Origin of the sequence: Actinomadura craniellae, from assembly GCF_003289645.1 — a bacterium.
GTDB classification, from domain to species: domain Bacteria; phylum Actinomycetota; class Actinomycetes; order Streptosporangiales; family Streptosporangiaceae; genus Actinomadura_D; species Actinomadura_D craniellae.
This window is the reverse complement of the sequence record NZ_QLYX01000014.1, coordinates 45,485-69,895: the sequence shown is the minus strand read 5'-3', so window position 1 is coordinate 69,895 and position 24,411 is coordinate 45,485. Positions and strand designations below refer to the sequence as shown.

19 protein-coding genes are annotated in these 24,411 nt (G+C 74.8%); 10 read left to right on the top strand and 9 right to left on the bottom strand.

Translation table 11 applies throughout. The annotated features are described in order from the left end of the window. Positions 1–40: 40 nt before the first annotated feature. Genes DPM19_RS26055 through DPM19_RS26045 form a run of 3 tightly spaced genes read left to right on the top strand, consistent with a single transcriptional unit; the run spans position 41 to position 3,724 of the window. The gene (locus DPM19_RS26055; RefSeq protein WP_111870679.1) at positions 41–1,222 is read left to right on the top strand and encodes a PucR family transcriptional regulator; all 1,182 of its coding nucleotides are present in this window, start codon (positions 41–43) and stop codon (positions 1,220–1,222) included. A 58-nt stretch (positions 1,223–1,280) separates the two neighbouring features. After that, on the top strand, positions 1,281–2,078 hold the full coding sequence (locus tag DPM19_RS26050) for a purine-nucleoside phosphorylase (protein WP_111870678.1): 798 nt from the start codon (positions 1,281–1,283) through the stop codon (positions 2,076–2,078). Further along, positions 2,075–3,724 carry a phospho-sugar mutase gene (locus DPM19_RS26045; protein ID WP_111870677.1) on the top strand — a complete coding sequence of 550 codons (1,650 nt, stop codon included), beginning with the start codon at positions 2,075–2,077 and terminating at the stop codon, positions 3,722–3,724. The genes DPM19_RS26050 and DPM19_RS26045 overlap by 4 nt, the downstream gene beginning before the upstream one ends. 19 nt (positions 3,725–3,743) lie before the next feature. On the opposite strand, the gene DPM19_RS26040 is transcribed toward DPM19_RS26045, so the two are convergent. The 6 genes from DPM19_RS26040 to DPM19_RS26015 form a co-directional block, all read right to left on the bottom strand. Next, positions 3,744–5,051, bottom strand: coding sequence for a hypothetical protein (locus tag DPM19_RS26040; RefSeq protein WP_111870676.1), 1,308 nt, complete (start codon positions 5,049–5,051; stop codon positions 3,744–3,746). 59 nt (positions 5,052–5,110) lie between these two features. After that, complete coding sequence (locus DPM19_RS26035; RefSeq protein WP_111870675.1) at positions 5,111–6,310, bottom strand: hypothetical protein; 1,200 nt, start codon at positions 6,308–6,310, stop codon at positions 5,111–5,113. Continuing rightward, positions 6,300–7,562 (bottom strand): hypothetical protein, encoded by a 1,263-nt coding sequence (locus DPM19_RS26030; RefSeq protein WP_111870674.1) that lies wholly within the window; start codon positions 7,560–7,562, stop codon positions 6,300–6,302. Before DPM19_RS26030 ends, DPM19_RS26035 begins: the two co-directional genes overlap by 11 nt. Further along, positions 7,559–8,200, bottom strand: a complete 642-nt coding sequence (locus DPM19_RS26025; protein ID WP_111870673.1) for a hypothetical protein — start codon at positions 8,198–8,200, stop codon at positions 7,559–7,561. The genes DPM19_RS26030 and DPM19_RS26025 overlap by 4 nt, the downstream gene beginning before the upstream one ends. A gap of 38 nt (positions 8,201–8,238) precedes the next feature. After that, entirely contained in the window at positions 8,239–9,318 is a 1,080-nt protein-coding gene (locus DPM19_RS26020) for a baeRF2 domain-containing protein (RefSeq protein ID WP_111870672.1), read from the bottom strand. Positions 9,319–9,399: 81 nt separating this feature from the next. Then, a complete protein-coding gene (locus DPM19_RS26015) occupies positions 9,400–11,151 on the bottom strand; it encodes an acetyl/propionyl/methylcrotonyl-CoA carboxylase subunit alpha (RefSeq protein ID WP_111870671.1) in 1,752 nt (583 codons plus the stop codon). Positions 11,152–11,287: 136 nt separating this feature from the next. On the opposite strand from DPM19_RS26015, the gene DPM19_RS26010 reads away from it, so the two are divergent. Further along, the gene (locus DPM19_RS26010; RefSeq protein WP_111870670.1) at positions 11,288–11,830 is read left to right on the top strand and encodes a hypothetical protein; all 543 of its coding nucleotides are present in this window, start codon (positions 11,288–11,290) and stop codon (positions 11,828–11,830) included. A 109-nt stretch (positions 11,831–11,939) separates the two neighbouring features. Further along, a complete protein-coding gene (locus tag DPM19_RS26005; protein ID WP_111870669.1) occupies positions 11,940–12,212 on the top strand; it encodes a WXG100 family type VII secretion target in 273 nt (90 codons plus the stop codon). Here DPM19_RS26005 and DPM19_RS26000 read toward each other — a convergent pair. Then, complete coding sequence (locus DPM19_RS26000) at positions 12,209–13,165, bottom strand: helix-turn-helix transcriptional regulator (protein WP_199485287.1); 957 nt, start codon at positions 13,163–13,165, stop codon at positions 12,209–12,211. The genes DPM19_RS26005 and DPM19_RS26000 overlap by 4 nt on opposite strands. A gap of 74 nt (positions 13,166–13,239) precedes the next feature. Here DPM19_RS26000 and DPM19_RS25995 point away from each other — a divergent pair, with 74 nt between their 5' ends. The 3 genes from DPM19_RS25995 (at position 13,240) to DPM19_RS25985 (ending at position 15,729) form a co-directional block, all read left to right on the top strand. Beyond that, entirely contained in the window at positions 13,240–14,214 is a 975-nt protein-coding gene (locus tag DPM19_RS25995; protein WP_111870794.1) for an ATP-binding cassette domain-containing protein, read from the top strand. Positions 14,215–14,255: 41 nt separating this feature from the next. Further along, on the top strand, positions 14,256–15,005 hold the full coding sequence (locus tag DPM19_RS25990; RefSeq protein WP_199485286.1) for an ABC transporter permease: 750 nt from the start codon (positions 14,256–14,258) through the stop codon (positions 15,003–15,005). 133 nt (positions 15,006–15,138) lie between these two features. After that, complete coding sequence (locus DPM19_RS25985; RefSeq protein ID WP_111870667.1) at positions 15,139–15,729, top strand: superoxide dismutase family protein; 591 nt, start codon at positions 15,139–15,141, stop codon at positions 15,727–15,729. A 9-nt stretch (positions 15,730–15,738) separates the two neighbouring features. On the opposite strand, the gene DPM19_RS25980 is transcribed toward DPM19_RS25985, so the two are convergent. Further along, complete coding sequence (locus tag DPM19_RS25980) at positions 15,739–17,988, bottom strand: terpene synthase family protein (protein WP_111870666.1); 2,250 nt, start codon at positions 17,986–17,988, stop codon at positions 15,739–15,741. Positions 17,989–18,204: 216 nt separating this feature from the next. Here DPM19_RS25980 and DPM19_RS25975 point away from each other — a divergent pair, with 216 nt between their 5' ends. Together DPM19_RS25975 and lysA are read left to right on the top strand one after the other, a co-directional pair. Next, positions 18,205–18,486, top strand: a complete 282-nt coding sequence (locus DPM19_RS25975) for an SAV_915 family protein (RefSeq protein ID WP_146778992.1) — start codon at positions 18,205–18,207, stop codon at positions 18,484–18,486. After that, the gene (lysA, locus tag DPM19_RS25970; RefSeq protein WP_111870664.1) at positions 18,483–19,802 is read left to right on the top strand and encodes a diaminopimelate decarboxylase; all 1,320 of its coding nucleotides are present in this window, start codon (positions 18,483–18,485) and stop codon (positions 19,800–19,802) included. Before DPM19_RS25975 ends, lysA begins: the two co-directional genes overlap by 4 nt. Positions 19,803–19,822: 20 nt before the next feature. On the opposite strand, the gene DPM19_RS25965 is transcribed toward lysA, so the two are convergent. Continuing rightward, positions 19,823–24,397, bottom strand: coding sequence for a tetratricopeptide repeat protein (locus tag DPM19_RS25965; protein ID WP_111870663.1), 4,575 nt, complete (start codon positions 24,395–24,397; stop codon positions 19,823–19,825). Between the last annotated feature and the right edge of the window lie 14 nt (positions 24,398–24,411).

Here is a 24,411-nt window from a genome sequence, read left to right as displayed (position 1 = left end):
CCTTGCTAGGGATATGCGTTATCACTTGATCGAGCATGGGATGTCCGACGCGGAGGTGGCCGCCGTCATCGCGGTCATGCGCGGGCGTGCCCCGGCCGTGGTGGCCGAGGCGGTGCAGGCGATCGAGGCGCAGCTACCGGTGATCGTCCGGCCGCACGACCCGCGCTACGCGCAGCACCTCAACCGGTCGGTGTCCCTGATGATCGGTGAGTTCATCGAATTGATGGAGGACGACGAGCATCCCCTCGACCGGCTCCTCGACTTCTTCCGCGGGTTCGGCGCCTGGACGACCGAGGAGGGCATCCGGCCCGAGGAATGGCAGACCGCTTTCAGCATCGGCACCGGGATCACCATCAGCCGGCTGAGCGAGGCCGTCCAGGACCACCCCGGCGTGACCCCGAACGTCATCGGACAGATCGCCCAGAAGACCCTCGTCTACGTCGACCAGGTGACCGCCGCGATGCTGGCGGGCCACAAGGACACCCAGGCGCGCGCCGCCGGCGAGCAGCACCTCCGCCGCCGGAAGCTGCTGGACCTGCTGATCAGCGAGTCCCCCAGCCCCGACGAGGTCCGGGAACTGGCGCTGGACGCCGCCTGGCGGATCCCCATGACCGTCGCCGCCGTCGCCCTGCACCGGCGCGACCCCGGCGTCGACCCGGCCCGCAGATCGGCCGTCCCGGCGGACGCCCTGGCGGGGCTGCACCTGCCCGAGCCCTGCCTGATCATCCCGGACCCCGACGGGCCGGGACGCCGCGAAGCCCTCGCCGCGGAGCTGGGCGTCTGGACGGCCGCCATCGGCCCCACCACCGAGATCACCGGGGTGGCCCGCTCGCTGGCCTGGGCCCGCCGCGCCCTCGGCCTGGCTCTGGACGGGCACATCCGCGGCCCGGAACCCGTGGTCGCCGCCGACCACGTCCCCCTGATGCAGGCGTTCCGCGACCGGGACATGACCGAGTACCTCGTGGCCGCCCGGCTCGCCCCGCTCATGGAAGTCCGGGACCAGTACCGCCGCCGCCTGGCCACGACCCTCCTCAGCTGCCTGGAGTCCGGCTTCAACGCGACGGACGTCGCCAGCCGCCTGCACCTGCACGCCCAGACCGTCCGCTACCGGCTCCGCCAGCTCGAAGAGCTCTTCGGCACCGCCATGTACGAGCCCCGCCACCACCTCGAATTCATCATCGCCCTGCACTACTGGCTCGCCACCAACCCGGACGACCACTGAGCCCTTCCCGGCGCGACCAGGGCGCATCGGGGGGTTCGGGTGGGGATATGGTCGGCTGATGAGCGATGAGGCTTTCGAGCTGGCGCGGAAGGCCGCTGACCAGGTACGGGCGCGGACCTTCGACTCCTTCGACGTGGCCCTGGTGATGGGCTCCGGGTGGGTGCCCGCGGCGGACGCGCTGGGCGAGCCGGCCGAGGAACTGCCGGTGACCGAGCTGGCCGGTTTCGCGCCGCCGGCGGTGGAGGGGCACGCGGGGCGGGTGCGGGCCGTCCGGGTGGGGGACCGGAACGCGCTGGTGTTCCTGGGACGCACGCACCTGTACGAGGGGCGCGGCGTCGATCCGGTGGTGCACGGGGTGCGCACCGCGCTGGCCGCGGGGGTGAAGACCGTGGTGCTGACCAACGCGGCGGGCGGGCTCCGGCCGGAGCGGCAGTCCGTCGGGGAACCGGTGCTGATCTCCGACCACCTGAACCTGACCGGGGCCAACCCGCTCACGGGCGCGACGTTCCTCGACCTCACCGAGGCGTACTCGACCCGGTTGCGCGCGCTGGCCAGGGAGGCCGACCCGACCCTGGCCGAGGGGGTGTACGCGGCGTTCCGCGGCCCCACCTACGAGACCCCGGCGGAGATCCGCATGCTCCGCACGCTGGGCGCCGACCTGGTCGGCATGTCGACCGTGCTGGAGGCGATCGAGGCCCGCCGGGGCGGCGCCGAGGTGCTGGGGATCTCACTGGTCACCAATGTGGCGGCCGGCCTGTCCGAGGGGCTGCTCGACCACGAGGAGGTGCTCGCCGCCGGCCGTGCCGCCGCCGCCCGGATGGGCGGCCTGCTGGCCACCGTGGTGGCGAAGCTGTGACCCGCGCCGCGGCCGAGGAGTGGCTGGCCCAGGACCCCGATCCGGCGACCCGGGCCGAACTGCGGGCCCTGCTCGACGCGGGCGACGAGGCGGCGCTGGCCGACCGGTTCGCCGGGCGGCTGGAGTTCGGCACCGCGGGGCTGCGCGGCGAGCTGGGCGCGGGCCCCAACCGGATGAACCGCGTCACCGTGATGCGCGCCGCCGCGGGCCTCGCCGCCCGGCTGCTGGAGGAGGCGGCGGACGAGCCGCCGGGGGTGGTGATCGGGTACGACGCGCGGCACAACTCCGAGCGGTTCGCCCTGGACACCGCCGCCGTGCTGACCGGGGCGGGCCTGACCGCGTGGCTGCTGCCGGGCCCGCTGCCGACCCCGGTGCTGGCGCACGCGGTGGGGTACCTGGGCGCGGACGCCGGGGTCATGGTCACCGCCAGCCACAACCCGCCCCGCGACAACGGCTACAAGGTCTACTGGGGGGACGGCGCGCAGATCGTCCCGCCGCTGGACACCGAGATCTCCGCGGCGATCGACGCCGTCGGCCGGGTGGACGAGCTGCCGCTGGGCACCGGCTGGACCGTCCTCGGCGACGAGATCGTCGAGGCGTACCTGCACGGCCTGTCCCGCCTGCCGCTGGGCACCGCCCGCGACGTCCGGGTCGCCTACACCCCGCTGCACGGGGTGGGCCGGGACGTCCTGCTGCGGGCCTTCCGCTGGACGGGTCTCCCCGCCCCGGCGGTGGTGGCGGAGCAGGCCGAACCCGACCCGGACTTCCCCACGGTCGCCTTCCCCAACCCGGAGGAGCCGGGGGCGATGGACCTGGTCCTGGAGCTGGCGGAGGCGTCCGGCTCCGACCTGGTGATCGCCAACGACCCCGACGCGGACCGGTGCGCGGTGGCGGTGCCCGCCCCGGACGGCGGCCTCCGCCCGCTCACCGGCGACGAGCTCGGCGGTCTCCTCGCCGAGTACGTGCTGGGCCGCACGCACGGCACGGACCGGCTGGTGGCCACCACGATCGTCTCGTCGTCGCTGCTCGGCCGGATCGCCGCGGCGCACCGGGTGCGCTCGGCGGTCACGCTGACCGGGTTCAAGTGGCTGATGCGCGCCGCGGCGCCCGCCGACCGGCTGGTCTTCGCCTACGAGGAGGCGCTGGGCTACTGCGTCGGCGGCGACGACGGCCCGGTGGTGCACGACAAGGACGGCATCGGCGCCGCGCTGGCGGTGGCGGCGCTGGCCGCGCAGGCCCGGCTCGACGGGCGGACGCTCGCCGACCTGCTCGACGACCAGGCCCGCCGGCACGGCCTGCACGCCACCGCCCAGCTCTCGGTCCGGCTGCCCGACCCCGAGCTGATCGCCGCCGCTTCGGCCGCCCTCCGCCGGGAGCCGCCGAAGGCGCTGGCCGGCCGGGCGGTCACCGCCGTCGACGACCTCACCCAGGGGCTCGCGGGCCTGCCCCCCACCGAGGGCCTGCGGCTGCGGCTGGCCGACGGCGCCCGGGTGGTGGTCCGCCCGTCGGGCACCGAGCCCAAGCTCAAGTGCTACCTGGAGGTCGTGACCCCGGTCACCGGCGACGTGGCGGCGGCGCGCACCCGCGCGGCGGCGGACCTCGCAGCCCTCCGCACCGCCCTGGAAGAGACCCTGGCCCTCCCGTGACGCCGCGCCCCGTGGGGTTTCAGAAGTCGCCGCCGAAGCCGCCGCCTCCGCCGAAGTCGCCGCTGCCGAAGTCCCAGCCGCCGCCCAGGTCGCCGGTGTCGCCGCCGAAGTCGCCGCCCATGTCGCCGCCGGGGTACCCGCCGAAGCCGCCGAGGCCCCAGCCGCCGCCGAGCATCGAGCCCAGCGCGGTGCCGATCATCATGCCGCTGAGCAGGTCCAGGCCGCCGTACCCGGCGTAGTAGCCCCCGGCGTACGGCGCGTACGCCGGTCCGGCCTCCCAGTAGGGGCGGCGGCCCGCGGCCGTCGGCACCAGCCGGGCGTCCGGGTCCCCGCCGCTCCGTACGGCTTCGGCGTCGGCGGTGCAGGTGGGCACGGTGCGCGGTGTTCCACCGGGCGGTGCCCAGAGCACGTCCTCGGCCGACGGGCCGTGCTGCGGGTTGAAGAAGCACGGCGGGCGCCGCTCGGGCACCGGCTCGCCGGCCAGCCTGGCGCGGGTGGCGGTCATGGCGTAGCGGCCGTCCTCCAGCGCGGTGGTGACGGCGCCGATGTCGGCGGGCCGTGCCGCGCCCTCGGCCGCGGCCTTGGCCCGGTCGTAGGAGTCGAGGGCGTGGGTGTAGTCGGCGCGGATGACGGGGTCGAGCCTGGGGTCCATGACGTCGAGGTCGAGCGCGGCGATGTCCTCGCCGAGCCGGGTCACGTCCTCGGCCACGCCCTGCTTGAGTTCGGCCAGGTCCTGGGCCTCCTGCCGGCGCCGGCGGCGCTTGCTCGACGTGACGAGGCCGACGGTCCCGACGACGACGAGGGCGAGGACGCCCAGCAGCACCAGGCTCGACGTGCGCCCGGCGGCGGCGTTGTCGGCGGCCTCCCGGTCGGCGAGGCCGGCGAACTGGATCAGCCGGTTCCCGACGTCGCCGTCGGTCCGCGCGACGATCTGGTTGATCTCCTGGCCGGACAGGTCGTCGGAGACGGCGAGCATCTTGTTGTCGGCGGTGATCGCGACATAGGTGTCGCCCTTGCCCACTCGTTCGCGGACGGCGTTCAGCATGCGCACCAGGTCACTCTGGGTGGCGCCCGCCTGGGTGACGACGACCCTGATGTCGGCGGTGCGGGCCCGGTCCAGGGCGGCGGTCACGGCGGGCCGCTGGGCCGGGGGCAGCGCGGCCTGGCCACCGGAGGTGACGTACAGCCGCGAGTTCATGAGGCCGCCGGCGATCTGGGAGACCGTGTCGGCGCGGGCGGCGGGCATGAGGGCCAGCAGCGCCACCAGGCCGGTGAGCAGTATGAGGGCGATTCGCTGGATATTTCGGGTGATCTGCGCGGTAGCCATGTTCTCCCCCCATAGTGGGACGAACGGCGATCCTCCGGCGTTCCGGCAGGCCAGCCGGTTCAGCGGCGCAGATCGCCGCGCAGCACGCGCTGTACGAGGTCGTTCCGAAGCTGGCCGTACCCCGTCCGGGCCCACACACTCCGCTCGGGCTCGACTTCGAAGTAGGGCACCGGGCGCCCGTCCACCCGGTCGGCCAGCACCTCCGGCGTACGGCGGGCGTGGACGTCCCGGGCGCAGGCCGCGCACGTCCGGACCCGCAGCCGCTCCCGGCGACCCAGCGGGCGCCAGTTCGCGGTGGTCGTCGCGTCGCCGTGCAGCGGGTTGAAGAAGCACAGCGGGCTGGACGGGACCTCCCGCCCCCCACCGGCCAGCGACCGCGCGGAGGCCAGCGCGTCCCGGCCCTGGTCGACCAGGACGAGCACCCCCGCCAGGTCGGCCGGCCCGGCCGCCGAGTCGAGCACCTTCCCGGCCGCCTGGTACGCGTCCAGCGCCCGGGTCGTCAGCTCGCGCACCCGGGTCGTGGAGGTGTCGAAGTCGGCCTCGTCCAGCGACTCGCCGAAGGCCACGACCTCGCGTGCCGCCAACTCGCGCAACTCCTCCTCGGTCGCCTGCGCGGCGATCGCCAGCACGCCGCGGGGGGACAGCATCGGGTCCCCGGCGCGCGATACCCGGGCACCCCGGCGCCACCGCCACACCAGCAGGCCCGCCACCGCCGCCACGGCCACCCCGCCGGCGGTGAACGGCAGCACCGGCCCACCTTCCTCCCCGTCCGGCGCGGGCCGGGAGCGCCCGGTGCGGCTGCGCAGGTGGGCGGTGGCCGTCTCGTACTCGGCGGTGCCCCGCCCCGCGGCGACCAGTTCGATGGCGCGCAGCAGCCGGTCGGCCAGCGCGGCATCCCTCATCTCGGGGAGGAAGAACGGCACCCGGACGGCGTCCTCGCTGTTGCGCCGGGACTCCTCGGTACCGCCCCACTGGCGGCCGTGCAACTGCCCGGAGGTCTCACCGAGGGTGAGGTACAGGCCGTCCCGGCGCAGCCGGTCGTGCACGACGTTGAGGAGTTCCCCGGGGTCATCCCAGGTGCCGCCCTTCACCATCGGCACGACGATGACGTGGATCGGGATCGGCGAGCGCCGCATCGCGGCCAGCAACGCCGACCGCCGGGCCGGGGGGAGGGCCGGGGCCAGCGACCGGTCGACGTAGATCGGTGACCGGCGCAGTGCGGCGGCGATCCGCTGCCCGACGGAGGGTTCAGTCGACACCGAGGGACTCCAGTACGTCCGAGGCCAGGTCGGGCCGGCGGGACCCGAACCCGGCGCGCTTCCAGCGGCCCGGCACGGCGTGGTGCGGGCGGCCGTCGGGCACCGTGAGCATCAGCCGGGTCAACGCCGGCTCCGGGGCGGTGGCGCAGGCCGCGCAGACCGGGCGGGTGCCCTGCGCGCCGACCTTCCGGCGCTTGGTGGACGGGCCGTCCAGCGGGTTCACGAAGCAGGGGGCGGCGGGCCGGGCGGTCCGTCCGGCCAGGACGGCCTGGCCCTGCCGGGCGAGCACCACCACCCCGACCAGGTCGAGTACCGCGGCGGCGTCCTTCTTGGCCGGCCGGGGGTCGAGGTCGTCGAAGAGGATCTGCGCGGCGTCGTAGGCCCGCAGCGCGTACGCCCGGCCGGGCTCGTCGTCGCCCGGGGGCAGCAGGGCCCGGAGCCGGCCGAGCTCTTCGGCCGCCCGGGCGCGCAGCCACCGCACCGACGGCCGGGTCGGCCCCTTCGGCCAGGACCGGTCCCGCGGCCCGGGCAGGCCCGGGACCCGCCGTCGCAGCACCCCGGCGACCAGGGGGAACGACGCGTACAGGCCGTACAGCACCACGGCGGCCAGCGGGCCCAGCACGAGCAGGCCGGTGAGGAACGGGGCCCAGAACGCGGCCTCGCGCGGCGGTGGCCGCTCCTGCCCGAAGGGGGCCACGGTCTCGACCGGTCGGGGCGTGGTGGTCGGGCCCGGCGGCGCGGCGGCGACCCTGCCGAGCACGATGTTCAGGCGGTCGGTCAGCCGGGCCAGCGGGGTCCGGTAGTCCGGGGGGAGGCGCAGCTCGGACGGGACGGTCTGGACCCGGCTGAGCTCGCGCGGCACCCCGAACGGCACGGCGTCGATCCGCCCGTACTCGTTGGACGTCAGGTACAGGCCGTCGCGCCCCAGCCGCTCGCGCAGGCCGAACAGGAACGGCTCGGCCCGCCCCTGCGACTCCGAGCCGAGCGGATTGGGGATCACCACCACGTACACCGGAACGCCGATCCGCCGCGCGGTTCCGGCCATCGCCTTCCGCAGCCGCGCGCGGTCGGCGTCGTCCAGCGCGCCCGCCAGGTCCGGGTCCACGAACAGCGGATCCTTCGCCAGCTCCGCCGCCACCCGCGCCCACCGGTCCGCCGCGTGCGGCGGATCCCCGGGGGCGGCGGCCGCCGGGCCGGGAACGAGGGCGAGCATCGCGACCAGCAGGGCCGCGAGGCGGGCCGCCGCGCTCACCGGAGCTCGCTCCTGGCTCGGCGGATCCGGCGGCGGACGACGAGCAGGACGAGCACCGGCAGCCCGCCGAGGACGGCACCGCCGCCCAGCGCGGCCATCTCCCGGCGGTCGCGCTCCTCGCTCAGGTCACGGCGTTCCGGCCGCGGGGTCCGCCACCGTTCGGCGATCCGCCGGCCCGCGTTCGGGTCGCGCAGGATCTCCACGAACCGTTCGACGTGCCGGGCCGCACCGGCGTCGTAGGGCAGTTCCCTCCCGGCGGCCAGCCAGGCGTCCGTCACCGGCAGCGAGCCGCCGTACTGCCGGGCGGTGCCGCCCCCGGCCGGGTCGGTGACGAGGTAGACGCCGTCCCGGCCCAGCCGGTCGCGCAGCAGCGGGATCAGCTCGCCGGGTCGCTCGTCCAGGCCCGGCAGGCCGACCACCACGTAGCAGGGGACGCCGAGCCGGCCCACCGCGGCCCGGATCCGGGCCGCGGTGTCGGCCGGCAGCTCCCGGGGGGCGTGGTCGGTGACCTGGACCGGGTCCTTGGCCAGGCGGGCGGCGAGGACGTCGGCGCGGGTGGGCGGTTCCGCGTGCGCGGAGTTCACCGGTCCGGCCGCCAGAGCCGACACGACCCCCAGAACCGTGACCAGCCACCGCATAGCTGTGGATTCTAGGGGTGGCAGGGCAGGAGGTCCCTTCAGGGGGTGTAACGCAGCAGCGCTCCGGTGCCGTCCTGCAGGGCGAGGGCGTCGGTGAACTCCAGCTCCGCGTCCGTGGCCACGGCCGAGCGGACGAGCACCGACCCCGCCGACTCGCACCGGGGCTCGTGGACGCCGAGGTCGGCCAGCCCCTGCTCGTCGAGCGCGATCTCATGCGGCCGCTCGCCGTAGCAGAGCTCGCCCCGCACCGGCGGCGCCACCAGCAGCGTCTCCACCTGCCCGGCGCGCAGCGCCTCGACCACCGGGGCCAGCCCGGCCACGGCGTCGCCCCGGCCGTGCGCCTCGCGGAACCGGGCGATCAGGGCGTCGTGCCGCTCGTCGTCGTGGGCCCGGAGCGCCGCCGCCACCTCCTCCTCCCAGGCCGCCTCGTCCGCGCCCGCCGCCCGGACGCCGCGCTCGGCCGGCACCGCCCGCCGGACGTACGGCTCGGGCAGGCTCTCCAGCACGAGTTCCCGGGCGCGGACGTCGCCGCCCACCAGGATCAGCTCGGCGTCGATCTCCCGGGCCTCGCGGGCGACCTCGGCGGCGACCGCGCGGGCGTTCTGCTCCCAGGTCTCCTCGGCGTTGCGCTGGATGTGGGAGTGCGACCAGCCGCCGCTCTTCACCTTGCGGATGGGCCAGTCGGCGCCGTCCACGGTGTTGACCGACGGCTCGCCGCCGCCGTTGGCGACGATGATGTCGGCGCCCTGCCGGTCGGCCTTGACCTGGACGATCGGCACCTCCTCGGAGCACCGCTCCAGCAGCGGCAGCACGTCGGGCAGCCGGCCGTACCGCACGGACTGCTGCGGCGGCTCGGGCAGGTCATGGGTGTACAGGATCTCTCCGCCGGCGGCGAAGACCGCCCGGCCGGGCGCCGCGTTGCGGCGGTCGATGACCACCTCTTCGATCGCGTCCAGGGTGGGGTCGTCGACGCCCAGCCGGCTCAGCTCGATCCGGGCGTGCCGCCAGTGCAACGAGATCGCCTTCGCCGCGTCCGCGGAGTGCCGGTCGGTGGGCAGGTAGACAGAGGCGTAGGGGCCGCCGTGCTCGTAGAGCGGTCGCAGATGTCCAAGTTTCACCAGTTGCTCCTCCTTCGGGCCCCTGCCCTACCCCGCGGACGGGATCCATGCGCCCGGAGCCGAAGGTGGCGCGATCCGGTGTCAGGAGTCCTTGATCTCGCAGATCACCGCGCCGCTGGCGACCGTCTGGCCCACCTCGGCGGCCAGCCCGGTGACGGTGCCGGCCTTGTGCGCGGTGAGCGGCTGCTCCATCTTCATGGCCTCCAGCACCACGACGGTGTCGCCGGCCGCGACAGCCGCGCCGTCCTCAACGAGGATCTTGACGATGGTGCCCTGCATCGGGCTGACCAGGGAGTCGCCGCCCGCCTGCGCCCCGCCGGCCTTCTTGCCGCCGCGCCGCCGGGCCGGGCCGGCCGCCGCCGCGGGGGCGGCACCGGCGCCGAATCCGGCGGGGAGCACGACCTCCAGCCGCCGGCCGCCCACCTCGACGGTGACCCGCTCGCGCTCGCCGGCCTCGTCCTCGTCGGCGGGGACGACCTCGTACGGCGGGATGGTGTTGTCGAACTCGGTCTCGATCCACCGGGTGTGGACGGAGAACGGCGCCTCGACGTACGCGGGGTCCTCCAGCACCGCGCGGTGGAACGGCAGCACGGTCGGCATGCCGTCCACCCCGAACTCGGCCAGCGCCCGGCGGGAGCGCTCGATCGCCTGCTCCCGGGTGGCACCGGTCACGATCAGCTTGGCGATCAGGGAGTCGAACGCCTGCGGCACCGTCTCGCCCTGCTCGTAGCCGGAGTCCAGCCGGACGCCCGGGCCGGACGGCGGGTGCCAGGCCGACAGGGTGCCGACCGCGGGCAGGAAGCCGCGACCGGCGTCCTCGGCGTTGATGCGGAACTCGATCGAGTGGCCGCGCAGCTCGGGGTCGCCGTAGCCGATCTCCTCCCCGGCGGCGATCCGGAACATCTCGCGGACCAGGTCGACCCCTGCGACCTCCTCGGTCACCGGGTGCTCGACCTGGAGGCGGGTGTTGACCTCCAGGAACGAGATGGTGCCGTCCTGGCCGACCAGGAACTCGCAGGTGCCGGCGCCCACATAGCCGGCCTCCTTGAGGATCGCCTTGGAGGAGGTGTACAGCAGCGCGACCTGCTCCTCGGTGAGGAACGGGGCCGGGGCCTCCTCCACCAGCTTCTGGTGCCGGCGCTGCAGCGAGCAGTCGCGGGTGGACACCACGACGACGTTGCCGTGTTTGTCGGCCAGGCACTGGGTCTCCACGTGCCGGGGGCGGTCGAGGTAGCGCTCGACGAAGCACTCGCCGCGGCCGAACGCGCCGACGGCCTCGCGCACCGCCGACTCGTACAGCTCGGGCACCTCTTCCAGGGTGCGGGCCACCTTGAGGCCGCGCCCGCCGCCGCCGTACGCCGCCTTGATCGCGATGGGCAGGCCGTGCTCCCGGGCGAAGGCGACCACCTCGTCGGCGCCGGAGACCGGGTCCTTGGTGCCGGCGACCAGCGGCGCGCCGACCCGCTGGGCGATGTGCCGGGCCTGCACCTTGTCGCCCAGCGCGGTGATCGCGGCGGGGGGCGGGCCGATCCAGGTCAGGCCCGCCGCCTCGACGGCCGCGGCGAAGTCGGCGTTCTCGGCGAGGAAGCCGTAACCGGGGTGCACCGCGTCGGCCCCCGACTCCTCGGCGACCTTCAGCAGCTTCGCGATGTCGAGGTAGCTCTCGGCCGCGGTCTGGCCGCCCAGCGCGTGCGCCTCGTCGGCGACGCGCACGTGCAACGCGTCCAGATCGGGCTCGGCGTACACCGCGACACTGCCGAGACCGGCGTCACGGCAGGCTCGGGCGATGCGGACCGCGATCTCCCCGCGGTTTGCGATCAGGACCTTGCGCACGGGCTGTCTCCTTACTCGGCCTGATGCGAAAGTCTAGGCAACGGGTTATCACGTGATTCGCAAGGGGGCACTTGCCGGTGTTCGGCCAGCCTGGCGGTGTATCTTCGCGGGGATCGCCACCGACCGGAGAAGTCCGATGGCCCGCCGCCCGACGCGCCTCTTCCTCGCCGCCGCCCTGATCGCAGGGTGCGCGGCCCTGCCCTCCTCCAGCGCCCGCACCGTGCCGGAGCCGGTGGACGAGTCCACCCGCGAACAGCTCGCCACGGCCGCCCGCACCGTGCTCCAGAAGCGCAACGACGCGCTGGTCCACCGGGTCAAGTCCCGGTCGGTGCCCGCCGAGGTCGCGGGCGTCCGGCTGGCCCCCGAACTGGTGCGGCGGCAGCGGCGGGCGGTGCGCGAGCTGGAGACGCACAACCGGGCGCCGGTCCCCGGCGGGCCGCCCTACATCGCCGTGCGCACCAGGCTCGGGATCGACCAGGTGATCCGCGCCGGCGACCGCATCGTGCTGGACGCCACCGAGTTCACCGAGGCGCGGTACGAGTCGCCGGGCGGGCGCCGGGCGGTCACCCAGCGGGTGCGGCGCCGGTTCGAGTTCCGCGCCCGGGGCGAGCGGCTCACGCTGCTCCGCGAGCACCTGCTCGACTCCGGGGCGCGGCCGTTCAATGACCCCTCCCGCTGACCCTTTTCACGAGCCCTGTTGCGAGAACCCTGGCCGGGCGGGAGGCCGGGACGTAGGCTGGCGCCGAATGTCGGGGGTCCACGCAGGGCGACGATGAAGGGTCATCACCATGAGCGGAGACCGGCGCGGTGCCAACATCGCGGCACTGGAAGAACTCTCTCGGATGTTCAGCAAGCACTCCCGCAACCTCGACGCTCTCATCAAGGACCTGAACGGTCGCACCGTCAGCAGCTCCGAGGTGTGGTGGGGTCCGCGCGCCGACCGGTTCCGCTCGGCCTGGCAGGAGGCCAAGACCGCCTTCGACAAGATGGCGATCGCCCTTGAGGAGGGCTCCCAGGACATCAAGCGCTCCCGGGAGAACATCGAGGCCGCCACCCGCTAGGCGCCGCCCGAGCGGAGCAGCAGTTCGGCCGTGGCACGCAGGTGGTCGCGCAGCTCGGCGGGGCGCACCACCTCGAAGTCGCGGTTCAGCGTGGTGAGCAGCATGGTCGGCCAGTGCAGCGTGTCGGTGTTCATCAGTAGCCGGCACGACCGGTCGTCGACGGGCTCGACCGTGGCCCAGGGGCGGGCGCCCGGCTCGACCTCGGCGGCGGGTGCCCGCAGCAGCACCTCGACCTGGTACCTGGTCGGGATCGCCGCGATCCGCTCGCGGACGAACTCGGCGGCGTCCCCGCCGGGGAGTTCGCGCTGCCGGAACCGGGTGCCGGTCGGCTCGGGGTCGGCCAGCCGGTCGACCCGGAAGGTGCGCCAGTCGTGCCGCTCGACGTCCCATGCCACCAGGTACCAGCGGCGGCCCCGTGAGACGAGCCGGTGCGGCTCGACCGTCCGGGTCGTCCGCTCGCCGTCGCGGGCGCGGTAGCCGAACCGCAGTCGCTCGTCGTCCCGGCAGGCCAGGGCGATCACGGTCAGCGCCGCCGCGTCGATCGCCGGCTCCCCGCCCAGCGCGGCGGGCACGGTGTAGGTGCGCAGCGCCTCCACCCGGCGGCGCAGCCGGGGCGGCATGACCGAGGCGACCTTGGCCAGCGCGCGCACCGCCGGCTCCTCCATGCCCGCCACGGCGCCGCCGGCGGCCGCCTGGAGCCCGACGGCGATGGCGACCGCCTCCTCGTCGTCGAGGAGCAGCGGCGGCATGGCCGCGCCGGACCGCAGCTGGTAGCCGCCGCCGACCCCGCGGCCCGCGTCGACCGGGTAGCCCAGCTCGCGCAGCCGGTCGACGTCGCGGCGCAGCGTCCGTTCGCTCACCTCCAGCCGCCCGGCCAGTTCCTGTCCCGGCCAGTACCGGTGGGTCTGCAGGAGGGACAGCAACCGCAGCATTCGTTCGCTCGTGCTCGCCATGGATCCAGGCTCCCGCACATTCAGGTCAAAAACTGGCCGGAATCAACTCTAGCGTTGGTCCCATGAACGGCACCATGATTCGTACACGCGGACTGACCAGGCACTTCACCGTCAAGAAGGAGACGGTCGAGGCGGTACGCGGCCTCGACCTGCACGTCGAGGCCGGCGAGCTGGTGGCGCTGCTGGGCCCGAACGGGGCCGGCAAGTCCACCACCCTGCGGATGCTCACCACGCTGCTGCCGCCCACCTCGGGCACGGCCGAGGTCGCCGGGCTCGACGTGACGGCCGACCCGCGCGGCGTGCGCGCCCGGATCGGCTACATCGGCCAGGGCAACGGGGCCGCGCACAGCCAGCGGGGCCGCGACGAACTCGTCAGCCAGGGCCGGGCGTACGGGCTGAGCCGGACGGCGGCGCGCGCCCGGGCGGCCGAGCTGATCGCCTCGCTCGACCTGGAGGGCGTCGCCGACCGGCTGGTGTCGTCGCTGTCCGGCGGCCAGCGGCGGCGGCTGGACATCGCGATGGGCCTGATCCACGCCCCCGACCTGCTGTTCCTGGACGAGCCGTCCACCGGGCTGGACCCGCAGAACCGGGCGAACCTCCAGGAGCACATCGCCGCGCTCCGCGCCGAGCACGGCACCACGATCGTCCTGACCACCCACTACCTCGACGAGGCCGACCAGCTGGCCGAGCGGGTCATCGTGATCGACCACGGGCAGGTGATCGCCGACGACACCCCGGAGCGGCTCAAGGCCGACCATGCCGGCGACCGCATCACCCTGACCCTCGGCCACGAGCGGGACGCGCGGCGTGTGGTGGCCGAACGGCTCGGCGTGGTGGCGGGCGGCCGGGTCGAGCGGGCGGGCGCGCAGGTGGTGATCGAGACCGACGGCGGCGCCCGGCTCGCGCCCAAGCTGCTGCGCGGCCTGGACGAGGCGGGCATCGAGGTGGCCGCCGTCGAAGTCGCCCGGCCCACCCTCGACGACGTCTTCCTCAACCTGACCGGACGCAGCCTCCGCGAGGAGTCCGCCACCACCGGGGAGGCCGCGTGAGCGCCGTCCCGAGCCCCCTGAACGCCCCGAAAGGACGCCCGATGAGCACCAGCATGGTCATGGACACCGCCGTCGTCTTCGGCCGCGAGCTGCGGCCCGTGCTGCGCAACCCGTTCTCGCTGGTCTTCACCATGGTGCAGCCGCTGTTCTTCCTGGCGCTGTTCGGGCCGCTGCTGCCGGACGTGCCTGGCGGCGGGTCCGCGCTGCAGTGGTTCGTCCCCGGCATCATCGTGATGTCCTGCCTGTTCGCCGGCTCGACCACCGGGTCGAACCTGCAGTTCGAGATGCAGACCGGCTCGCACGAGCGGACGCTGGTGTCCCCGCTGCGCCGGTCCGCGCTGATCGTCGGGCGGTCGCTGAAGGAGATCGTCCCGATCGTCGGCCAGGCGGCGCTGATCGTCGCCGCCACCGTTCCGTTCGGCTTCCGGCCGCATCTGGGCGGGGCGGTCGTCGGGCTGCTGATCCTCGGGGTCTTCGGGGTCGGGCTCGGCGCGTTCTCCTACACGCTGGCCCTGGCGTCCAAGGACCAGGAGTGGATGTTCTGGGCGATCCAGCAGACCCTGATCTTCCCGCTGATGCTGCTGGCCGGGATGCTCCTGCCGGTCGACGACGGGCCCGGCTGGATGCAGGTGCTGTCCAAGCTCAACCCGCTGACCTACGTGGTGGACGCCGAACGGGCGCTCTTCGGCGGGGAACTCGCCTCGGCCACCGTGGCGCAGGGCGCCGTCGCGGCCCTGGTGGTGGCGGGCCTGGGGCTGCTCGTCGGCACCCGCGCCATGCGCCGGGCCTGACCCGCGACCGTGCGAGGGCGGCCGGCCGGAACGGGCCGGCCGCCCTTCCGGGTGCGGACGGCATACGTGTGGTGACTTATTGTAGTGTTTCCACTACAGAGAGTGTTAGGGCTCGACGAGTAGTGGGAGAGACATGTTCTACGGTTCCATGCGCCGGGTTGCGGTCGGCGCCGCCGCGGCGGCCCTGGCGGTGCTGGCCGGCGGCTGCGGGCCCTCGGCCGAATCCGCCGCCCCGCAGCCCGCCGCCCCGCAGCCCCGCGACGGGGCGCACGAGCACGGGGCGCCGGCCACCGCACAGGCCACCGCACAGGCCACGGCCAAGCCCCAGGGGTCCGGCAGCCTCAAGGTGAAGAAGGGAACCTTCAAGCCGTTGCCCGGCCGTCCGGCCGGCTACGACAAGGTGAAGGGCACCGCCCGGCTGGAGCAGCGGGGCAACACCAAGGTCACCCTTTCGGTGAGCGGGCTACGGCCCGGCGTGGAGTACACCTCGCACCTGCACGCCAAGAAGTGCTCGGTCGAGAAGGGCGGCCCGCACTTCAAGTTCGACCCCAAGGGCGGCGACGAGCCGCCCAACGAGGTGCACCTGAGGTTCATCGCCGATCCGAAGGGCCAGGCGAAGGCCGAGGCGTACAACAACCGGGAGGTCGGCGACCGAGCGCCCTCGATCGTGATCCACCCGGCCGCCGACATGACGCGGCGGATCGCCTGCGCCGACTTCCGCTGACCCCGCGAATCAGCCGGCGGGCCGCCCCAGCGTGCCCAGGCCGGGCGAGGCCGTGATCCGGGCCGCCGCGGTGCCCAGCCCCATGGGCGCCACCAGGTCGGTGAGCCCGGACCGGCCCGCCCGCCGGCGCAGCGTCGCCTCGGCGTAGCGGTCGGTCTCGCGGTGCCACCTGAGGATCGCGGCCATCCAGTCGCGCAGCGCCGCGACATGCAGCCGGATCGCCTCCCGGGCCCGCTCGTCCAGGTCGAACCGGTCGCACAGCACCGGTAGTTCCGTGGCGGCGAGGTGCTCGAACTGCCGGAGCCGCGAGGTCATCAGGTCGTTGACCACCGCGACGGCCGCGTCGCGGTCACAGCCCAGGAAGTTCTGCACGGCCAGCACGCCGTTGTTGAGCTCGCCCTCGAACTCGATCTCCTTCTGGTAGGAGAAGATGTCGTTCATCAGCCCCCCGTAGTCGGCGGCCGAGTCTTCCAGCCCGCGCATCGTCCGGGTCGCGTAGATCTCGTCGGGAACCGCGTCGCCATGGTCGAGCCTGGCCAGCCTCATGGTGAGCTCCGAACCGAACGTCCGCCGCCGCATCTCGATGTGGTCGATCGGGTCGGGCACCCGGTGCTGGAGGTGGTTGGCCAGCTCCCACAGCCAGCTCTCGGCCATCAGCTCCACCGCCGCGCGGAACCGGGCCCGGGCCGTCGCGGACCTCGGGCCCGCGGTGCGCCGCCACAGGTCGGCCAGCCCGGCCTCCACCGGGTTCGCCGGCGGCGGGACGGCCCCGCAGTCCAGCGGCATGAACTCCGGCAGCCGGGCGTTGAACGCCTTCGCGCCGGCCATGTCCCGGTCGCGGTTGAAGGTCGCCGGGAAGTAGTCGTCGGCGTAGGTGCCCCAGGCGAGCCACTGCGTGGCGAGGTCGAGATCCTCGGCGGACCCGTCGGGGTCGATCGCCCCGGCGCAGACCGCGAAGTCGGTGCCGGCCAGTTGCCGCGCGTCCCAGAGGGGGTGGGGGTGCCGGGCGACCGGGCCGTACATGCCCATCTCGCCGCACCAGCGGACGCAGCCGGCCCGCGCCCGCTCCAGATGCGGGTTCATCCGGGCGGGGTACGGCATGTGGAAGTCGGGCAGCGGGGTCGGCCCCACCCGCTGGTAGGGGATGTGCAGGTGCTTGTTCAGCGCGACGAGCCCCTGCGCCCCGCGCGGTAGCGGGATGCGTGCGGTCGCGGTGCCCAGCCCGGTGGGGCCGCCGAGCGTCCGGCGCGAACCACCCTTGTTCATGTAGCGGCTGGAGGCCAGGTGCCAGTCGTGGCCGCCGGCCTGCCAGTCCTGCAGCCCCTGCACGTAGGCCAGCACGCTCGCCCGCTCGGCCGGCCCCAGCCCGTGCTCCTCGAAGAGCGGCGGAAGCTCGGTCAGCGCGGTGTTCTCGAACTGCTGCAACCGGGAGGTGAGCAACCGGTTGACGGTGTCGGCGGCGTCCTGCGGGCCCAGCCCGAGGAAGCGCTCGACCACCAGCACGCAGTTGTTGATCTCACCCTCGCTCTCGGTCTCGCGCTGGTAGGAGAAGATGTCGTTGCGCAGGTGCACCCCGTCGGAGAAGGCGTCCTTGAGCACCCGGAGCGGCCGGGTGCCGGCCACCTCCTCGGGCACCTCGGCGCCCACGGCGTGCTCCACCAGGTCGGCCGACCACGGCGCGCCGCCGACCTTCCGGCGCATCTCGACGTACTCGATCGGGTTGGGCACCCGGTCGTCGCCGATGTTCGCCAGCTCCCACAGCGACTCGTCGAGCAGGTTGCGGGTGCTGGTGGCGAACCGCCGCCGCCACTGCGCCGACCGCTCGGGCACGGTGCGGGCCCACAGGTCGGCGAGCCCGCGCTCCACCGCGTTGGTCGGCTCGGGCGTCCCGGCCGCCGGGTCGAGGGGCATGAAGGCGGGCAGTCGCGCCAGGTAGGCCTCGGCGCCCGCGTGGTCGCGGGGACGCTTGAAGGTCTCCAGGAAGTGGTCGTCGAAGTAGAACACCCACACGTACCAGTCGGTGATCAGGTCGAGCATCGGGCCGGAGCAGTCGGGGTGGGTGTACGCGCACAGCAGCGCGTAGTCCATCGCCTCCAGCTTCTCGGCGTCCCAGACCTCGGGGGTGCCCGGATCGCGGGTGTCGTCCAGCATGCCCATTTGGCGGGCCCATTCCCGGGTGTGCGCCCGCGCGCCCTCCAGATGCGGATTGATCCGCGCGGGGTGGGGGGTGTAGAAGTCCGGCAGTTCGAACGGCTGCATGACCAGATCAAACCTCTCTCGCGCACTCCGGGTGCTCTCCCGGTGACCCGCTGCAAGTATGTGACCGCCGGTGTTCGATTGGCAACCGTGGGTCAAAAACATGGTCAGCGATCAGAGCGGCGTCAGGGCGCGTAAGGAACGCGTAGAGAAACGGTCCGCCGCCCGCGCGGCGCTTTAGCGTGAATTCCGTCCAAGAGGTCCTAGAAGGGACGAACGGTGCAAGAACTCTTGATCGTTCCGGTGCGGGAGAGCCGCGAAGGCGCGCTCTCCCTGATGACGGCGCGCCTGGACGCGGGGAACGAGCGGGTCGGGCTGGCCTTCACCGGCGAGCCCCGGCTGCGCGAGGCGCTCGGCGACGGCCTGCGCTGGATCCGCCTGTCGGAGCCCGCGCTGCGCGCCATGCTCCGGCCGCTGGGGATCACCCGCATCCAGGTGGACGCGCTCCTCGTCGCCCCCCGGCTTCCGGTGGCGCCCGCACCCGCCCTGGCCACCCGATGACGGCCACCGGAGTCCGGGCCCGGCTCGCCGGCACCGTCTGGCCCGGCACGGCGCACCTGCGCGCCGACGGGGAGCTGACGGTCGGCGGCGTCCCGCTGACCGAGCTCGCCCGCCGGTACGGCACCCCGCTGCACGTCGTGGACGAGGAAGACGTCCGGCGCCGCTGCCGGGCCTTCCTCCGGGCGTTCCCGGACCAGGAGGTCGCCTACGCCGGCAAGGCGTTCCTGTGCCGGGGGATGGCCCGCTGGATCGCCGAGGAGGGCCTGTCGCTCGACGTCTGCTCGGCGGGCGAACTGGCGGTGGCCCGGGCGGCCGGGTTCCCGGCCGAGCGGATCCTCATGCACGGCAACGCCAAGACCCCCGGCGACCTCGGCGCGGCGCTCTCCTACGGGGTGGGCCGGATCGTGGTGGACTCCTTCGGCGAGATCACCCGGCTGGCGGCGACCGTCGCCAGCCCGCGCCCCCGGCTGCTGGTCAGGGTCACCCCCGGGGTGGACGGCCACACCCACGCGGCCGTCACCACCGGCACCGACGGGCAGAAGTTCGGCTTCTCGCTGTCCTCGGGCGCCGCCGCCGAGGCGGTGCGCCGGGTGCTCGGCCAGCGCGGCCTCGACCTGGCGGGCCTGCACTGCCACCTCGGCTCCCAGATCACCGACCTGGACGCCTTCGACCGGGCGGCGCGGCGGATGGTCGCGCTGCTGGCGGCAGTCCGGGACGAGCACGGGGTGACGCTGCCGCAACTCGACCTCGGCGGCGGCTTCGGGATCGCCTACCGGGCCGGCGAGCCGGACCTGGACCCCGGGCCGCTCGCCGAGCGGATGCTCGGCGCGGCCCGCGCGGCCTGCGCCGAGCACCGGCTGCCGGTGCCGCGGATCACGATCGAGCCGGGCCGGGCGATCGTCGCCCGGGCCGGGGTGACGGTGTACCGCGTGGTGAGCGTGAAGCGCGACGCGGCGGGCGGGCCGCTGGTGGCGGTCGACGGGGGGATGAGCGACAACCCCCGCCCGAGCCTGTACGGGGCGCGCTACTCGGTGCGCCTGATCGGCCGCCGCGCGGCCGGTGGTGACCGGGTGGTCACCGTGGTGGGCCGGCACTGCGAGGCCGGCGACGTGCTCGTCCGGGACGCGACGCTGCCCGCGGACGTCCGGCCGGGCGACCTGCTCGCGATGCCGTGCACCGGCGCCTACCACCACTCGATGGCGTCCAACTACAACCTGGTCGGACGGCCCCCGGTGGTGGCCGTCCGGGCCGGCGCGGCACGGCCGCTGGTCCGCCGGGAGACGGAGGAGGACCTGCTCCGCCGCGACGTCGGCTGAGCGGGCGCCCCGCCGCGGGCTCAGGGCTCCGCGGCGACCACCTCGATGTCGGTGCCCCCGCCGGAGCGGGCCCAGTTCCCGGCCTCCCGGGCGGTGCGGGCGTCGGGGAAGGGGCCCATGGACTTCGCGGTCCCGTCGGACGCCCGCCAGCGCAGCATGAAGCCGCCCGCCGGGGCCGCGTCCCGTTCCCGCGCCTTCGCCGGCCTGCTCTCGCTGCGGTAGGCGCCGCGCCGCCGGGGCGGGCTCCGCCAGTGCGCGATGCGCCGGCGGGTGTTCTGGGTGTCGGAGTGGTCCTCGCCCAGCACCCGGGCCTGGTCGGGCAGCAGTTCCTCCAGGGCCGCGGCGGCGTCGGCGCGATCGCCCCGCACCCCCTGCCAGTGCGCGATGCTGCTGCGGGTGAGGAGGGTGTCGCGGCGGTCGGGCCCGAGCGTCCGGATCTGGTCGTCCAGCAGTTCCCGGAGCATGGTGATCGCGCCGTCCCGGTCGCCCCGCACGCCCAGCCAGTGGGCGAGGCGGCTGCGGGTGGCGAGGGTGTTGCGGTGGTCGGGCCCGAGCACCCGGGTCTGACCGTCCAGCAGTTCCCGGAGCATGGTGATCGCGCCGTTCCGGTCGCCCGAGGTGCCCTGCCAGTGGGCGAGGCGGCCCCGGGTGGACAGGGTGTCGCGGTGGTCGGCGCCCAGCGCCCGGGTCTGGTCGGCCAGCACCTCGCCGAGTTCGGCGACGGCCGCGGCGTGGTCGCCGGCCTGCCCGCGCAGGTTGGCGAGCCGGTTGCGCGCGGTGAGGACGTCGGGGTGATCGGCGCTGAGCGTTCTCAGCTGATCGGCGAGCAACGCCCGCAGGGTCGCGGCGGAACCCTCGTGGTCGCCCGAGACGCTCTGCCAGTAGGCGAGCCGGCTGCGCGTGGTGAGGGTGTCGGGGTGGTCGGGGCCCAGCACCCGGGCGCGGTCGGCCAGCAGCTCCTGGAGGGCGGTGATCGCCGCGGCGGGGTCGCCCGTCCGCCCGTGCAGGTTGGCCAGCGAGTTGCGGGTGGTGAAGGTGTCCGGGTGGTCGGCGCCCAGGGCCCGGGTCTGGTCGGTGAGGAACTCCCGGAGCGTGGCGAGCGCGCCGGCCCGGTCGCCCGACAGGGCGATCCGGCCGCGGATGGCCAGGGTGTCGGGGTGGTCGGGGCCCAGCACCCGGGCGCGGTCGGCCAGCAGCTCCTGGAGCGTGGCGAGCGCACCGTCCCGGTCGTCCGCCGCCGCCTGCCAGCCGGCGATCCGGCCGCGGGTGGCGAGGGCGTCCGGGTGGTCGGCCCCCAGCAGGCGGGTCTGGTCGGCCAGCAGTTCCCCCAGCTCGGCGAGGGCCGCGGCGTGGTCGCCGTTCTGCCCGCGCAGGTTGGCCAGGGTGTTGCGGGTGCTCAGAACCTCGGAGTGGTCGGGTCCCAGCAGGCGGGTGCGGTCGGCCAGCAGCTCCTGGAGGGTGGCGATCGCGCTCTGGTAGTCGCCCCGGGACGCCTGCCAGTTGGCGATGTTGTTGCGGGTGGTGAGGGTGTCGGGGTGGTCGGGTCCCAGCAGGCGGGTGCGGTCGGCCAGCAGCTCCCGCAGGGCGTCGATCGCCCCGAGCCGGTCGCCGGCCTCGCCGCGCAGGTTGGCGATCCGGCTGCGGGTGGCCAGGACCTCCATGTGGTCGGCGCCCTGCACGTCGATCTGGCCGGCGAGGAGCCCCTGGAGGGTGGCGATCGCCCCGGCGCGGTCGCCCGCCGCCCCCTGCCAGTTGGCGAGGTTGTTGCGGGTGGTGAGGGTGTCCGGATGATCGAGTCCCAGCAGGCGGAGCTGGTCGGCCAGCAGCTCCCGGAGCGCGTCGATCGCGCCGCTGCGGTCGCCGGTCTCGCCGCGCAGGGTCGCGATCCGGCCGCGGGTGAGGAGGGCGTCGGGGTGGTCGGCGCCCAGCGTCCGGGTCTGCCCCGCGAGCAGTTCCCGGTAGCTGGCGATCGCGCTGTCCCGGTCGCCCGCGGCCACCTGCCAGTGGGCGAGGTTGTTGCGGGTGACGAGCGTGTGCGGGTGGTCGGGGCCCAGCACCTGGATCTGGTCGGCCAGCAGCTCCTCGAACGCCGCGACGGTCGTGACGCGGTTGCCGGTCATCCCGCGCCAGGTGGCGATCCGGCTGCGGGTGGACAGGGTGTCGCGGTGGGTCGTGCCCAGCACCCGGGTCTGGTCGGCCAGCAACTCCTCCAGGTCCTGGACGGCCCCCGCGTGGTCGCCCGACTGCCCGCGCCAGATGGCGAGGTTGTTGCGGGTGACGAGCGTGTTGCGGTGGGTCGTGCCCAGCACCCGGGTCAGGTCGGCCAGCAGCTCCTCCAGCGCCGTGATCGCGGCGGCGGGGTCGCCGGCCGTCCCGCGCCAGTGCGCCAGCTTGCCGCGGAGGGTGAAGGTCTCGACGTGGTCGGCGCCGAGCGCCTTCGTCCGCTCGGCGAGCAGCCGCTCCGTAGCCGTGATGATCTTCGACCAGTCGCCCGCCTGTTCGTACCACTGGGCGAGGCGGGTCTCGGTGGTCAGCGTGACGAGGTGGTCGGTGCCGAGCACCCGGGCCTGGGTGGCGTGCAGCTCCTCCAGGGTGACGACCGCCCCCGCCCGGTCGCCGGCCGAGTTGCGCCAGTGGGCGAGGGTGTTGCGGGTGGCCATGGTGTCGGAGTGGTCGGTGCCCTGGATGCGGGTCCGGTCGGCCAGCAGCGACTCGAGCGCCTTGACCGCGGCGATCCGGTCGCCCATCTGCCCCACCAGGTTGGCCAGGTGACCGCGGGTGGTGAGGACGTCGGGGTGGTCGGTGCCGAGCACCCGGGTCCGGCCGGCGAGCAGGTCCTCCAGCGTCCTGACGGCACCGGTCCGGTCGCCGGCCGCCCCCTGCCAGTTGGAGATGTACGTGAGGGTGGTGAAGGTGTCGGGGTGGTCGGGGCCGAGCGCGCGGGTCTGGTCGGCCAGCAGATTCTGTAGGGCCGCGACGGCGCCGGGCCGGTCGCCCGCGGCCCCCCGCCAGGTGGCCAGGGTGGTGCGGGTGGTGAGGACGTCCGGGTGGTCGGGCCCCAGCACCCGGGTCTGGTCGGCCAGCAGGTCCTCCATGGCCCGGACGGCGCCGGGCGGGTCGCCGGCCGCTCCCTTCCAACCGGCGACGTAGGCGCGGACGGTCAGCGTGTCGGGGTGCTCCGGCCCGAGATGGTGCTCGGCCGCCTGGCGGAACCACTCCCAGTGGGCGCCTGACCGGACGATGAGCCGCTCCTTGGAGAGGCTGCGCCCGACCTGGAACAGCACGGAGTGGGCCCCCGTCTGCCACAGCCGTTCCCCGGCGTGTGTCTGCAGGGCCTCGGTGTTGGCCCGGAGGGCGTCGCCGTCCCCGTCGGCCTCCCAGGTCTCGGTCAGTGCCCGGCCGGCGGCGCGCACCGCCTCGTCGAGCTCCCCGGCCGTCAGCTCGTCGCGGGTGGCCCGCTGGATCAGCCGGTGCACCCGCGCCCCGTTCTCGTCGAGGTCGGTGAGGTTCAGCCGGTGCAGGCAGTGCAGTGCCTCGCGGGCGGAGTCCTCGTCCACCTCGTCCACAGCGCCGCCGTCCCGCGCCCGGGGGCCGGGCCGGGTCCGGTGCGCGGCCAGGTACTCCAGGGCGGGCGGGCCGGTCAGCGCGGAGACCGGGATCCCGTTGGGGCTGAGCAGGCTGGCCAGCTGGAGCACGGGCCGGGCCAGGCCGGCCGGTTCGAGCCGGTCGGCGAGCTCGATCGACAGCGACCAGGTCGCGGCGACGGTGGTGCGCTGCTCGTCGGGCAGCGCGCCGTCCTCGGGCAGCAGCTCGGCCAGGCGCCGGCGGCGGTCGGCCAGCCGCCGCCGGTAGGCGGTGCAGTCCAGGCCGCGGTCGATCATGTAGGCGGCGGCCTGGGCCAGGGCGAGGGGCAGGTGGCCGAGGTCCCGGGCCAGGGCCGCGATCTCGGTGGGGTCGTCGCGCCGGCCGAGGGTGGCGTCCAGGTAGTCGGCGGACTCCGCGGGCTCGAACAGGCCGACCGGGACCGTCCGCCAGCCGTTGCCGGTGAGCGCGGCGTCCCGGCGGCGGGTGGTGACGATCGTCCGGCCAGTGGGGTGCCGGGGCGGCCGCAGGCCCCGCAGGTCGCCCGGGTGGGCGAGGTCGTCCAGGACGACCAGCCAGCGCCGGGACGTGGTCTCCAGCCAGGTCAGGAAACCGTTCGCCGCGTGGACCGGGTCGCTATCGGCGGTGTCGGTGAGTTGCCGGCCCGCGTGGGCGTAGGCGCTGACGATCGCGTCGCGGCTGTCCGCGGTGACCCACAGCAGCAGGTCGATCCGCCCGGCGGCCCGCAGCGCCCGGGCGTGCCGGGCGGCGAGCTGGGTCTTGCCGACCCCGCCGGTTCCGGACAGCACGTGGCAGACCGTGGGCGCCGCGCCGCCGTTCGCCGGCGTCGCGTCGAGGCGGTCGAGCGCGCCGCGCTCCTGGAAGAAGTTGGCCTCGCCCGGGACGACGCCGATCGAGAGCGGCCAGGACACCGCGCGCGGCGCGGTGCCGTGGAACTCCATCCGGTCGACTCGGCCGACGGCGACGCTGCCCTGCGCGGCGGTGGCCGCCACGCTCCCGGCCGGGA